Below are 13,392 nucleotides of genomic sequence, written 5' to 3' on the forward strand. Positions count from 1 at the left end.
GGTTCACCGGCGGGAGCCTCAGGCGTCCTCACAGCGGATCGGCCGCCTTGACGCGGTGGAGGTGAACCACGATGTCGTACGCCTGTCCCAGGGCCAGTGGTGCCTTGAGCATGTCGGGCAGGTAGGTGGCCGGCACGGTGAACGTCGGGCGGGCGGTGTCGAGCCACTTCCGCGTGGCCGGGTCACGCTCCGCCTGGCGCAGGCTCACGTAGTAGTCGCGATGGCGCACCTTGTCGAGGATGTGCTCGTTGCTGTCCGGCCCCGCGGCCCCCGTGTCGAAGTTCTCCGCCTTGCCGTTGTCGGGATTGATGGCCCGGAATCCGCCGCTGTGGATGGAGGTGCCGATGGCGACGTAGGAGCGCCCGGCCATGGCACGTAGCCGGGCCCCCTGGGTGACGGGGTAGTGCTGCGGGTGGGGGGAGAGGTAGGTCACGTGCCCGTTGTGCGCGGCGGCCACGATCTTCAGGCCGGTTTGCCGCTTCCACCACATGGTGTTCTCCGCCATGAACCGGTCGCGGTTAAGGTGCAGTTCGGACCCCTCCGAGGCGTACACCTTGGTCATCTGGTGGATGACGCGGGCCTCCTGGAGCACGTAGGGGTTGACCTTGCCGGCCTTCTCGACCAGGTGGTAGGCGGCTTCGGCGTCCGCGGCCACGGCCTTGAGCCGCTCCGGGGGAAGAGCCGTCAGCGCGTCGACCCGTTCCTTCGCACCACCGGGAAGGGCGAGCAGTCTCGCGTAGCGGCGGCGCAGTTCGGGCAGGATCGAGGGCTCGTGCTCCTCGGCCCAGTCGAGGATCCGCCGGTACTGCTGCGGGTGGACGTCACTGAGGTCGAAGCCCATCACCCGCAGCTTGGTGCGGGCGGTGCGGTTGTAGTCGCGCATCCAGGAGTACAGGTCCAGCCACTCCTCGGTGCTCCACACGCCGCCGGTGGTCTCGCCCTCCTCCTTGAGGATCGCGCGCAGGTCGCCCTTGCCGGTGCGCACGTACTCGTCCAGGCGGACACCGGCCGACCAGGGCGCCTCCAGCGCGAGGGTGGTGAAGCCCTGTGTGGTCGCCAGGTGCCGGAACAGCCGGTGGCGCAGGGTGAACAACTCCTTGGAACCGTGGGTGGCCTCACCGATTCCCACGATCTCCGCGTCACGGACCAGCGCCGACAGCGCCTTCAGGTCATGTCCCGGCGTGTCCGGTCGTGTGCCGCGCAGTGGGTGGGCGTGACGCTCAAGGCCCGCGACGACCCGCTCCTCCGATGTCTCCGACGCCGGTTTGGGAGCGGCCAGGGCGGGAGTGGCCAGCGCGGGGGCCGCCACGGCGCCCAGGGCGACCGCCACCAGCAGGCCGCGACGCAGGGGAGTCTTCCTCATGGGTGTTCCTTCGGTTGGTGTCACCGGACGCTCATCAAACTAGGGATCGGCGCCGGGCCTTTCGATCCGGTGGGCCGGTCCATCGTGGTGGCGCTGACCCCACCCCCCGCCGGGGGGACGACACGCCGGACCAGGCTGTTCGCGCCTTGGCCCCCCGGTACCCGGGACACGTCATCAGCACGAACGGCCCCCGGCGCAACGGCCGGGGGAAGGACCAGGGTCTCCCCTCGGGGACGTCCCTGATCTCCTGCGCCGTAGTGGGCAAACCCGGAAAGGCCGTGCTCAACGGGGTGTCGGGGTGCCGCTGGGAGCGGGGCTTCTGCCAGACTTCCGGGATGATTCCGTCGCGTTCCGTGACATCCGGCCCCTGCCCGAACCCCCTGGGACGTGCCGCACGGCCCCGGGGCGAAGCCCTGTCATGACGGTCGTCAGCTTCACCGGGCGCCTGTCCGGAAGGGTCACCCAGGCGTGGGCGCGGGCCCGCCGCCGCCACGGCTGGCTCGACCATCTGGCGCGCGCCGCCGTGCGCTACGACCAGGTGGACGGCGGGCGCCTGTCCGCGGCGCTCACCTACTACTCGTTCTTCGCCGTCTTCGCGCTCGGCCTGCTCGGGTTCGCGATCATCGGGCACGTCCTGGACACGCCGGAGGTCGTGCGGGCCGTACAGGACTATCTGAGTGAGAACTTCCCGCGCCTGGACGTGGCGGCGTTGCGTGACGCGCAGAGCACGGCCGGGATGATCGCCCTCGTCGGCCTGCCGCTGACCGGCCTGTTCTGGATGGACACGCTACGCTCGGCGATCAGGGCCATCTGGCGCCTGGAGCAGTATCCGGGCGTTCTCCTTCTGCGCCAGCTCATCGACCTGGGGGTGCTGGCCGGGCTGGGACTGCTGCTCTCCCTGACACTCACCATGGCGTTCGTCACCGGGGAGATGCTGAGCTGGCTGGTCGCGCACACCGTGGGCACCGACGACGCCCCGGCCAAGTGGCTGCTGTCGGCCGCCGCCTTCCTGCTCGGGCTCGGGGTGAACACGCTGCTGGCCTTCGCCCTGCTGAGCGGGCCGCCGAGACTGCGGCTGCCTCCGCGCAGGGCGATCGGCCCGGCCCTGCTCATCACCGTCGGGCTGGAGATCCTCAAGTCCCTCGGCCAGCTCTACATCGGCATGACCGCGGCCAATCCCGCCTACCAGGTCGTCGCGGGCGCCGCCGCGATGCTCGTCTTCCTCAAGCTCCTCAACCAGCTCGTCCTGTTCGCCGCGGCGCTCACCGCGACCGGCGGGAACGGCCGCGTCATCGACCTGACGACCGGCAGAGCCGTACCGCCCGCCGTTCCTCCTGAGCGGGGCGGCGACGCGCCGTGAGCGGAGCCGGACGCGCGGACGTTCCACATCCGCCGGTGGAGATTCCACATCTCGGGGTGTAATCATCTCCACCGATGAGTGATTGATGGAACACGTATCGTTATCTACGCTCGCGGCATGACGATCCCCACCGAACCGATCGGCAGCATCCCCCGGCCTCCGGAACTGCTCGCCGCGCTGGCCGGGCACGCCGACGGCCGGGTCGGCGACGAGGAACTGGCCACACGGCAGGCCGAGGCCGTCGCGGAGACGATCACACGCCTGGAGGGGACCGGATCCCCCGTCCTCGTCGACGGCGAGCAGTCCAAGCCGAGCTTCGCCACCTACCCGATCGCCGGCCTGGCGGGACTGCGCCCCGACGGCGCCGTCATCCCCTTCGCCGACGGCCACACCCGGCAGCTGCCGGGCCTGACCTCGGGCCCGTTCCGCTACGCGGTGCACGCCGAGAAGTACCTCAGGCAGGCCAGGAGCCACACGGGCCTGCCGGTCAAGCAGGCGGTCATCGCCCCGTCCGCGCTGAGCCTGCTCTACCCGGCCGACGGCATCGACGACTATCCGCGCAAGGCCTTCCTCGACGACCTGGTCGACGAGGCGGAGGCGGACATCCGAGGCTGCCTGGAGGCGGGCGCGCACGCCGTGCAACTCGACTTCACCGAGGGGCGGCTCTCGCTCAAGCTCGATCCGAGCGGCGGGCTGCTCGGGGACTTCGTCGAGCTCAACAACCGGGTCCTCGAACGCTTCAGCCAGGAGGAGCGGGCCAGGATCGGCGTGCACACCTGCCCCGGCGGCGACCTGGACTCCACCCACAGCCTCGACGTCGACTACGCGGACCTGCTGCCGACGCTCTTCCGGCTGCAGGCGGGCAACTTCTACGTCCAGCTGGCCGGTGAGCCGGACCAGGAACGGGTGCTGAGCCTCATCGGTGGCGCCCTGCGCCCCGGCGTCAGGGTCTTCGTCGGTGTCACCGACCCGATCGACCCCCGGGTCGAGACGGCCGAGCAGGTACGTGACCGGGTGCTGGCCGCCGCCCGCCACATCCCCGCCGACCAGCTCGGCACCTGCGACGACTGCGGGTTCTCCCCCTTCGCCGACGACACCTCGACCTCCCGCGACACCGCGTTCGCCAAGATCACCGCCCGGGTGCGGGGGACCGCGCTGGCCGCCCGGGCCCTCGGCCTGTGACGTCCCGCCTGTGACGTCCGGGGGCGTTCCGCGGCCCCTCCCCGCGGCGGGGACGGCGGAACGCCTCCCGGTACGGTGAGGCCCATGACCGCATATGTGATCGCGAAGGTGAAGGCGACCGGCGACGAGGAGGAGCTGGCGGAGTACCGCGCCCAGGTCCAGGCGACCCTCGAACCGTACGGCGGCCGCTATCTCGTGCGGGGCGGAGCCGTCGAGGTCCTCGAAGGCGACCCCGAGCCCGGCCGGATCGTCGTCCTTGAGTTCCCCGACGCCGAGACCGCCCGCGCGTGGAACGACTCCCCCGAATATCAGCGGATCGCCCCCTTGCGGATCCGCAACACCGAAAGCGACCGCCTGATCGTCACCGGCCTGTGACCTCGGGCGATCTCAGGCGGCCTCAGGTCCCGTGGACGACCTCGTGCTCCCACTCCTGACGCGGCTGGGTGTGCAGCCGCCAGTAGTGCTCGGCGATGTCGTCCGGGTCGTAGTCCGTCCCCGGGGCGACCACGCCGCCGACGGTCACGCTGGCCACGTGGACGCCCGAGGTTCCGTAACGCCTGTCGAGCAGCGCGACCAGCGTGCGCACCCCCGCCTTGCTCAGCGAGAGGCTCACGTAGTCGGGCTTGGGCTCGGGCATCCCTCCGGTGACGATGAACGAGCCGCCGCCACGCCGGGCCATCCCGGGCGCGACGTGCGCGGCGGCGGTGAGCGCCCCGATGACGTTCACCGACCAGATGTCCAGATGCTCCCGCACGGACAGCTCACCGGGCTCGTCCGGGCGGACGATCGCCGCGTTGTAGACCACGACATCCGGCGGGCCGATCTCGGCCGCCGCCGTGTCGAGAGCCTCCCGCAGCGCCGTCTCGTCGGCGCTGTCCGCCGTCAGGGCCACCACCTGGACCCCTGTTGGGGCGATCGCCTCGGCCACCGCCTTCACGGTCTTGTCCGTACGGGCCACCAGGGCGACCGGCAGCCCCTCCCGCGCGAACCGCGCCGCGACCGAGCGCCCGATCCCCGGCCCCGCGCCGATGACCACCACACCTCCTGGCTCAGTCTTCGCCGGCGCGGGTTCGGACGCCCCGTGTCGGCGCTTTCCCTCGTCGCTCATCCGCTTCGCTCCCCTCGTCTCCCAGTCCAGGCGCCGGCGTGCCCGATTGATCGTTGACCATGGTGCGCCGCCGGCCGCGAGGGGAGAGTAAAACCTTCACATTGATGTGAAGGTCAAGGGGTTCGCGCCCTCCGGTGAGGCCGGAGGGCGCGTTCCGTCAGGGGTGCCGTCAGCCGAGGGCGCCCCGGCCCCCGACGAGGGGAAGGGTGACCGAGCCCGCACCCGGTTCGACCGAGACCCTGGTCCCCGCCGGGAAGCGCAGGGTGAAGTCGCGGTCGGTCGAGATGAGCACGACGCCGATCCGGTGGCCGGGCTTGATCACGTAGTCGCTGGGCTGCAGGTCGAAGGCGAAGTCGTAGAACCTGCCTTCCTTCAGCAGTTCGGTCCTGGCCGCGGAGTGGCGGTTGCGCACGTCGAGCCAGCCCCTGGTAATGATCTTGTAGGAGGCGGTCTCCGTGACGTGCCTGGCCAGGTAGGTGCAACCGGTGTCACCCGGCACGCCCTGCCCGTAACAGACCGGCTCCTGGCCGAAGACCACGCCGCCGGTGGCACGGGTGTCGGTGCCGTAGTCGACGAGCAACGCGGTCAGGTACGGCGAGCGTCCCGCCGCGAAGGCGGCCTTGACCCGTACCTTCGGCGTCCCGGACAGGCGCACCTGCCCGCTCACCGGCTCCGACAGGTAGGCCAGCCGGTTCGGATCGGTCGTGGCGACGTCCTGGGCGAGCTGACCGGCGGTGCGGCCGCCCTGGTCGGTGAAGGACTCGACGGTGCGGCCGTGCGAGCGCCGCGGGCTCAGCGTGCCGTTGTGGCCGCCCGTCCCCGCGCCGAGGTTCAGCCGGACGTCGCGGGTGCCGGGAAGCGGCCAGGTGGCGTACTGGGCCCACTGGTCCGGCCCCGACTCGACGTCGGCCCTCGGCTCGTCCAGGATGCCGTTGCGCAGGCCGTACAGGTAGAAGTCGAACCAGTGGTGCAGCTGGCGCAGCCACTCGGCGTTGCGGGCGGCGAAGGAGAAGGGGTTGAAGTGGGGGCCCTGGTGCAGCCAGATCTTGCGCTGCACCCCCTGGTCGGCGAGGGCGTTCCACCACTGGACGGTCTGCTTGGTCTTGACGTTCCAGTCGTTGAGTCCGGCGACCGCGAAGACGGAGGCGCGGACCCCGCGCACGTGGTTGAGGTAGTCGCGCCGGGCCCAGAAGGGGGAGTAGTCCCCCGTCACCCGGTCCTGGTCGCGTTCGATCGAGTTGACCAGAGCGCCACAGGCCTGCTCGGCGTTCTGCCTGGTCAGGACGTAACGGGCCAGGATGTCGGTGTCCTCGCCCTGGTAGCCGTCGGGGGCGACCACACCGCCGTTGGCACGGTAGTAGTCGTACCAGGAGGAGATCGCCGCGATCGGCACGATGGTCTTGAGGCCCTTGACCCCGGTCGCGGCGACGGCGTTGGCGAGCGTGCCGTTGTAGGAGACGCCGATCATGCCGACATTGCCCGTCGACCAGTCGGCGCGGACCTGGCCGCCCGAGGCGTCGAAGGCACGGGCCCTGCCGTTGAGCCAGTCGATCACCGCCTTGGGCCCGGCCGTCTCGTTCTCCAGGCCGGAGGTCGGGCACCCGGTGGCCTGCCCGGAGCCGAGGTTCTCCACCAGCACGACGGCGTAGCCGCGCGGGACGAAGTAGTTGTCGTAGTAGCCGCGGAAGGGCGGCGCGACCGCCCTGGACGTCGGGGGACGCTCCTCGGAGCCGAAGATCGCCTCACTCATGCCGTCGAGCTTGTTGCGGCGGTAGTCCATGCCCGAGGGGTCGGAGGCGTCGAGGTCCACCGTGTGGTTGACCACGGTGTTGGTGCCCGCGTAGTAGGGACTGGACTCCATGATGACCGGGACCTTCAGCCCGGACGCGGTCTCCCTTGGCCGCATGACGTCGACGGCGACCCGGTCGGGACTGCCGTCACGGTCGCTGTCCACTCCGGCGACCTCGACGAACACGGTCTCCGTCAGGGCGTCGGCGCGTGAGTAGACCGGCTGGGTCTCCTCGTTCACGACCGGGGCGGACGACGAGGAGGGCATCGAGGCGGCCGCGGTTCGCGCGGCCGCCACGGGCATGACGCCAGAGGGTACGGCGACCGCCATGGCGATGAGGACTGTCTTCCATCTGTTCATCGAGGGGGACTCCCGAAGGCCGATGAAGATTGACAACAGTTGTCAATGTCCAGCAGTCGGAACTTCACCGACAAGATCCGGGAGGTAACGAATTCGGTGACTACTTGGTGTTACGAGCCAACTCCAACGCGTAGTCGTGGAACCACGTCCCCGGCGCGGGCTCGCCCCGGTGGCACTCGCCGTCCGACTCACCGGGCCGTTTGATCCACAGGAAGGCGTCCACCCGCTCGCGGCCCGTCCGGGTGGTCGGCGCCGTGCCCAGGGCCCGGCCCGCCGGGTTGCACCAGGCGTCGTCACCCCGCGCGCCCTGTGGCGACCCGTTGCCGTTGCGCGAGGTGTCGATCACGTACGGCGCCCCGCCGAGCGCGTCGGAGAGCCGTCCCGCGACGGCGACGCTCTCCTCGACGGTGAAGAAGTTGCTGACATTGAAGGCGAACCCGTCGGCCGTCGCGACTCCCGCGCGCCGCATCGGATCGACCCAGGCCCCGGGGTCCCTGATCCAGCCCGCGTTGCCCGCGTCGAGGTAGACCCTGGTTCTCGGCTGCTTCTTGAGCGTCTCTACGGCGTCCCTGAGCAGGTCGAGCCGTTCGTCCGCCTTACCACCCTTGGTGCAGTTGTCGAGGATGTGAGCGAGCGCATCCGGTTCGAGGATGACCCAGGCGGGCCGGTCGGCGACGCCCTCGGCGAAGCGGCGGATCCAGGAGCGGTACTCGTCGGGGTTCGCGGCGCCGCCCGCGGAGAACTGGCCACAGTCGCGGTCGGGGATGTGGTAGGCCACCAGGACCGGCACCTGGCCCGCCTTGGCCGCCTTCTCCGTGACGGCCGCGACCCGGGGTGAGGGGTCGGCGTCGCCGATCCAGACGGCGTTCGGCCGTTCGGCGATCCTGCCGATCAGCTCCGCCTCCTGGGTCTTGCCCTCCTCGCGCAGCCTTCTGGCCTCCCTGGCGGCCGCTCCCTCGTCGTCCACGTAGAAGCGGACGTCCTCCCCGGCGGCGCCCGCGCCGCTTCCGGTGGAGGCGGGCGGCCGTACGGCTGACGGCTCCGGGGCCGCCGTACAGGCCGTCGCCAAGGCGAGGGCGAGTGCGGCGGCGGCGCGGCCGTAGCTGTTCATCGGGCTCCTCAGGCTCGACCGTCCAGGACGTGGACCCAGCGGGCCTGGGACGGTGTTCCCTTTTGCGTGACTCCGAACATCATGTACCAGCCTGGTGGCATCAGTGCGGGGTTGGAGGGGAGCGTGACGATGATGCCGCTCGGCACCCGGGTGAAGTCGATCTTGATGGAGCGCTGCTCGACGTCCGTGACGTGGGTGACCGCGCTGGGCCGTATGAAGCGCACCTCGGTGACGCGCTCGGCGTCGGGGGTCTTGAAGCCCGCCTTTCCGCCCAGCTTCACCTGCCGCCTGCCATCGGTGAACACCGGACGCGACTCGCCGTTGTGCAGGTAGGGAGGGGTGTACACCTCGACCCGCTGCTCGAAGCTGCCGGGGACCGAACCCTCCCCGTTGCCGAAGAGCGGATCCGAACCCATGCTGAGCACCCGGCCGTCGGGAAGCAGCAGGCCCTCGGCGTGGTAGTTGCGGCCGACGGCGGGCGCGGCGGCCTGCCGGAAGGCGTTGGCCCGCGGATCGTAGAACTCCGCCCGCAGGATGTTGCTGTCCTCTCTGCCCCGGTAGTCGCTCGAACCGTTGAAGGTGAACACGGTGTCGTCGGGCAGCAGCACCGCCGAGGAGTAACGCACGGGGTGGGAGAGGTTGGGACCGCGGACGTAACGGGGCGCGGGCTGCTCGAAGTCGATGATGGCGGTCCTGTCGGTCGCGTTCTTCTGGCCGGGCTGGCGCTCCCCGACCGGCCCTCCGCCCAGCACCATGACCTTCTGGTCCTGCGCGGGAGGCAACAGCACCGAGGCTCCGGTCTCGTTGAGCTCGGGTTCGGGCAGGCCGGGCACCGGGGTGAACGCCTCCATCTCGTCCGGCGCGAGGCCGCCGGGCGCCCCGGAGGTCGCCACCAGACGGTCGGTGTCGTGGCGGTAGTCCCACACGCCTGGGGGACGCATCGACAGCTGGCCGGGGCCGTACCCCGCGCTCATCCCGGAGAAGAAGAGCGTGTCGTCGTCGAGCAGGAACAGCGCGGGGTAGGTCGGGAAGAAGCGCCGGGGGCCGGGGCTCCACTTCTTCGTGGCCGGGTCGTAGATCTCGTTGTCCCTGGTGACCTTCCCGACGGTGTCGAGCCCGGAGACCGTCATCACCCTGCCGTCCGGCAGAGCCGTCAGCGTCGGGTACCAGCGGCCCTCGGCCATGTCCGGGACCCTGGTGTACCGCTCGGTCACGGGGTCGAACTCGAAGGCGTCCCTGATGCCCTGGAAGTCCTGCTTGTCGAGCGTCATACCGCCGCCCATGGCGTACAGGTTGCGCTTCTCCCTGTCGGTGGCCAGCCCCTGGATCTCGTACTTGACGGAGCCGTCGGCCGCGTTGATCACCCCGGCGGCGCCCTCGGCCACGGACTCGGCGAACACCTTGGTCTCACTGGGCGTGACCCGCGCCTTGCCGCGCACCCCGGTCTCGGTCTTCGTCGCGGGCGGCACCATGATCATGGAGGTGGTCCGGTAGAGCCGCCCGTCGGGGGAGGCGACCAGCGTGCCCGCGGGCAGGTGCTTGGTGATGTGCGGGTTCTCGTTCTTCACCACCAGCGGCCCGGCGGCCCGTTTGACCTTGTCCTTGAGCACCTCGAAGCGCAGCGTGCCGCCCGCGATGAGCAGCTTGCCGTCGGGCAGCATGACGTGCCCGGAGCAGAAGAGGTCAACGGGGGTGTCGACCAGTTTGAACTCGCCTGGCTGTCCTGGTCTGGCCGGATCCCAGAGCAGGGTTTTGAAGGTGCCCTTGTCGAAGTTGACGATGTTGTTGCCGGAGCCCGCGACGATGAGCACCTTGCCGGTGTGCAGCAGCGCCGCGTGGATGGCGTTCACCTTGAACCGCTCGGGGACGTTCAGGAAGCTCCAGTGGCCGTGGCTCGCCTTGTAGTCGTCCCGGTTGATCCGGTAGTCGTGCCACTCCCGGTAGGCGAACCCCGCGACGGCCGGCAGGTTGACCCCCACGACGACGGTCACGATCGCGGCAACGACCAGGTTCTTGCGCAGCCTGCTCATCGGCTTCTCCTAGAGGTCCACGCCCAGGCGGCCACGGGCCCCAGGCAGATCACGAGGGCGAGAACTCCCCAGAGGGTCATGGCCACGTGCAGGTGACCGGTCCAGAAGACGTTGAGCAGCAGGCCTCCGCCGAAGACCGCCGCCCACCACAGGTGGATGCGGAAGGTCGCGACCCGGTCCGGACTGGCCGAGTCGCCCTTCGGGGTGACCACGAACCGGCTGGGGCGTCGCAGTGCGGCCCCGGCGAGCGAGGCCACGTAGATGGGCGCGGACAGGGCCGACATCACCATCCCGGCGACGCCGGAGGAGCCCTCGGGCTCGTGCGGGCTGACGTTGTGCCTGCGGTTCCAGGTGTAGAGCATGATCTGCAGCAGGGCGGCGTCACCGTACAGCATGAGCCACATGTCCATCGGCACGGTCACACCCGAACCGCCGACCGCCATGAACAGCACCGCGCTCAGCCCGGCCAGCAGCCAGTTGAGCGCGGACATGGGGTAGAACGTCACCATCAGCGCGTAGTTGAACAGCCTGCCGGGCGACAGACGGGGGGCGGCCCGCCAGAACTGGGTCAGCAACGTCTCGTAGGTGCCCCGGCTCCAGCGCAGCTGCTGGCTGAAGAAGTCGGTCCACGACGTCGGCCCCTCTCCGACGGCCAGCACATCGGGGGTGTAGACCGACGTCCAGCGCCGTCCCGTCTCCGGATCGCGGGCGCGGTGGAACTCGATACCGGTCGCCATGTCCTCGGTGATCGAGTCGTACAGGCCGCCGATCTGCTTGAGCGCCCTGATCCGCACGGCGTTGTTGGTGCCGACGAACATCGGCGCGCCGTACCGGTTGCCCGCGCGCTGGATCAGGGAATGGAAGAGGAACTGCTGGCTCTCGGCCGCCTTGGTGACGCCGAGGGTGTAGTTGCCGTAGACCTGGGGACCGACGACGAAGGCGACCGTGGGGTCGCGGAAGTAGCCGAGCATGCGTTCGCAGAACTCCGGCAGCGGCACGTGGTCGGTGTCCACCGAGACGAAGAAGTCGTAGTCGTCGCCGTGGGCGGCCAGCCAGCTGTTGTAGTTGCCGTGCTTGGTCCTCGCCCTGAAGGGCCCCTTCTGCTGGTTCCACTCGGGCACGCCCTTGCGGGTGAAGTGGCGCGCGCCCAGCCAGTCGCACAGCTCGTGGATCTCCGGGTCGTCGCCCTCGTCCAGCAGCCACACGTCGAACACGCCCCGGTGGCGGATCTTCAGCGCCGCGGTCAGGGTGCGCCTGACCATCTCCAGCGGTTCCTTGCCCGGCACGCAGGTGGTGATGAAGGCGACCCTGCTGCCGGGCTCCGGCCCGACCGGTACCGGGTCCCTGGCCGCGAGCATGGCATGGACGTTGGAGACCACGCTGACCAGGCGGAACAGTTCGATGAGGGCGATCGCCACGAGCATGACCCGGTCGGCGACCGGTAGGTACCACGGGAGCCCGCCGTAGGGGTCGGGACGCTCCGTCCAGTGATCGGGCAGCAGCAGCCAGACCATCAGGGTGAACTCGACCAGCAGCGCGGCGATCATCAGCAGCACCGCGCGCACCCGGTGCGGCTCGCCCGCCAGCAGCGAGCGGTAGAGAACCCGGTACGGCTCGCCGGGGTCGGGTTCGGTCATCGGCCCGGCCAGCCTGCTGAACCGCTCGTAGTCGTAGAGGGCGCGTCTCGCGGGTCCGGTGCCGACGCTCATCGCATCGGTGACCTCACCGCGCGCATGCGGAACACCGGCACTGTCCCCCCAGACAGATCACATGGGCCGCCCTGCCTGAAGGCATGGCCGTCACCGGCCCATAGAGCGGTAAAGGATGATCCATCATATTCTCAGCGGTAAGCCAGGCATCACCTGTCACATGAGGTTCTGTACCGTTCCGAAAGGCTCTCAGATTCTTCATGGAACGGTCCAGAAACTACCAAATCCCCACCCCGGCCGTTTGGCCGGGGTAAAGATTTGGCCAGGTCACCCGCCCAACAGCTCCCACCAGCCGTCCGGGGCGGGGGCGTCACCGGTGTCGATCCGCTCGCCAGGACGCGGGACGACCACGCGGACGTCCCTGGCCTTGGCCTCGCGCCACAGGCGGTCGGCGGGCTCCGCCCACGGATGGAAGGCGAGGGTGAAACTCGCCCAGTGCACGGGCAGGAGCAGCTCGCCCCCCAGGTCGAGGTGGGCCCGCACCGCCTCCTCCGGGTTCATGTGAATGTCCGGCCAGTTCGGGCTGTAGGCCCCGACGGGCATGAGCGTCAGATCGAAGGGGCCGTGCGCGGCGCCGATCCCGGCGTAGCCGTCGAAGTACCCCGAGTCTCCGGCGTAGAAGACCCGGTGCCGTTCCCCCGCGACCACCCACGACCCCCACAGCGTCGTGTCGCGCCTCAGGGTGCGCCCGGAGAAGTGCCTGGCGGCGGTCGCGACGAAGCGCAGGCCCGCGACCCGCGTCTCCTCCTCCCAGTCGAGCTCGACGATCCGCTCCCTGGGCACGCCCCAGCGCTCCAGGTGCGCGCCGATACCCAGCGGGACCAGGAAAGGGGCCCGCTGCAGGGCGGTGAGCGCTCGGACCGTCGCCATGTCGAGGTGGTCGTAGTGGTCGTGCGAGATCACCACCGCGTCCAGGGAGGGCAGGCCGACCAGTGACGCGGGCATCGGGTGCAGCCGTCTCGGGCCCCCGACCGGCGCCGGGGAGCACCGCTCGCTCCACACCGGGTCGAACAACACCCGCCGCCCCTCGATCTCGACCAGCGTCGTGGCGTGGCCGTACCACAGGGCGCTGAGACCGTCCTCGGACGGCGGGACCAGGGGGGAGCCCACCACGGGGACACGTCCCGGAGGGCGGCGCCCGTCACGGTCGAGGAGCAGTTCACCCAGGAGCCTCACCAGGTTGCCCCTCGGCACCGAGGTACCCGGGACGGAGTTGTGGAAGGCGCCGTCACGGAATCTCGGTGAGCGGCGCATCCGCTCCAGCCGCTCGCCCGCCGCCCCGCCGCCGAGCGCGGCCGGGACGTCCCGCAGCGCCCACCCCACCGCGGCCAGCGCCAGCCCGCCCGCGACCAGACGCCCGGCCCGCCCGTTTCCCGCCAT

General features: G+C 70.3%; 10 protein-coding genes. 3 read left to right on the forward strand and 7 right to left on the reverse strand.

What is annotated here, in order from left to right; genetic code table 11:
* Positions 1-28: 28 nt before the first annotated feature.
* Positions 29-1,363: an erythromycin esterase family protein gene (locus tag ACFYY8_RS37110; protein ID WP_390049346.1), complete on the reverse strand. Its 1,335-nt coding sequence runs from the start codon at positions 1,361-1,363 to the stop codon at positions 29-31.
* A gap of 418 nt (positions 1,364-1,781) precedes the next feature.
* Here ACFYY8_RS37110 and ACFYY8_RS37115 point away from each other — a divergent pair, with 418 nt between their 5' ends.
* The 3 genes from ACFYY8_RS37115 (at position 1,782) to ACFYY8_RS37125 (ending at position 4,280) form a co-directional block, all read left to right on the forward strand.
* Positions 1,782-2,723 carry a YihY/virulence factor BrkB family protein gene (locus ACFYY8_RS37115; protein WP_390049348.1) on the forward strand — a complete coding sequence of 314 codons (942 nt, stop codon included), beginning with the start codon at positions 1,782-1,784 and terminating at the stop codon, positions 2,721-2,723.
* Positions 2,724-2,840: 117 nt separating this feature from the next.
* Positions 2,841-3,905, forward strand: a complete 1,065-nt coding sequence (locus tag ACFYY8_RS37120; protein ID WP_390049350.1) for a cobalamin-independent methionine synthase II family protein — start codon at positions 2,841-2,843, stop codon at positions 3,903-3,905.
* Positions 3,906-3,989: 84 nt separating this feature from the next.
* Positions 3,990-4,280 carry a DUF1330 domain-containing protein gene (locus ACFYY8_RS37125; protein WP_390049354.1) on the forward strand — a complete coding sequence of 97 codons (291 nt, stop codon included), beginning with the start codon at positions 3,990-3,992 and terminating at the stop codon, positions 4,278-4,280.
* A 22-nt stretch (positions 4,281-4,302) separates the two neighbouring features.
* Here the strand turns inward: ACFYY8_RS37125 and ACFYY8_RS37130 are convergent, their stop codons facing one another.
* The 6 genes from ACFYY8_RS37130 to ACFYY8_RS37155 all read right to left on the reverse strand — a co-directional run bounded on the left by ACFYY8_RS37130 (position 4,303) and on the right by ACFYY8_RS37155 (position 13,392).
* A complete protein-coding gene (locus ACFYY8_RS37130; protein WP_390049356.1) occupies positions 4,303-4,941 on the reverse strand; it encodes an SDR family NAD(P)-dependent oxidoreductase in 639 nt (212 codons plus the stop codon).
* 241 nt (positions 4,942-5,182) lie between these two features.
* The gene (locus ACFYY8_RS37135; RefSeq protein WP_390049358.1) at positions 5,183-7,162 is read right to left on the reverse strand and encodes a Xaa-Pro dipeptidyl-peptidase; all 1,980 of its coding nucleotides are present in this window, start codon (positions 7,160-7,162) and stop codon (positions 5,183-5,185) included.
* A gap of 100 nt (positions 7,163-7,262) precedes the next feature.
* Positions 7,263-8,273 carry a glycoside hydrolase family 6 protein gene (locus ACFYY8_RS37140; protein ID WP_390049360.1) on the reverse strand — a complete coding sequence of 337 codons (1,011 nt, stop codon included), beginning with the start codon at positions 8,271-8,273 and terminating at the stop codon, positions 7,263-7,265.
* 8 nt (positions 8,274-8,281) lie between these two features.
* Positions 8,282-10,303: a galactose oxidase-like domain-containing protein gene (locus ACFYY8_RS37145; RefSeq protein WP_390049362.1), complete on the reverse strand. Its 2,022-nt coding sequence runs from the start codon at positions 10,301-10,303 to the stop codon at positions 8,282-8,284.
* Positions 10,300-12,012 carry a glycosyltransferase family 2 protein gene (locus ACFYY8_RS37150; protein WP_390049364.1) on the reverse strand — a complete coding sequence of 571 codons (1,713 nt, stop codon included), beginning with the start codon at positions 12,010-12,012 and terminating at the stop codon, positions 10,300-10,302. Before ACFYY8_RS37150 ends, ACFYY8_RS37145 begins: the two co-directional genes overlap by 4 nt.
* Positions 12,013-12,279: 267 nt before the next feature.
* Positions 12,280-13,392, reverse strand: coding sequence for an MBL fold metallo-hydrolase (locus tag ACFYY8_RS37155; RefSeq protein WP_390049366.1), 1,113 nt, complete (start codon positions 13,390-13,392; stop codon positions 12,280-12,282).

The organism is Streptosporangium sp. NPDC001559, assembly GCF_042893955.1.
Classification (GTDB): domain Bacteria; phylum Actinomycetota; class Actinomycetes; order Streptosporangiales; family Streptosporangiaceae; genus Streptosporangium.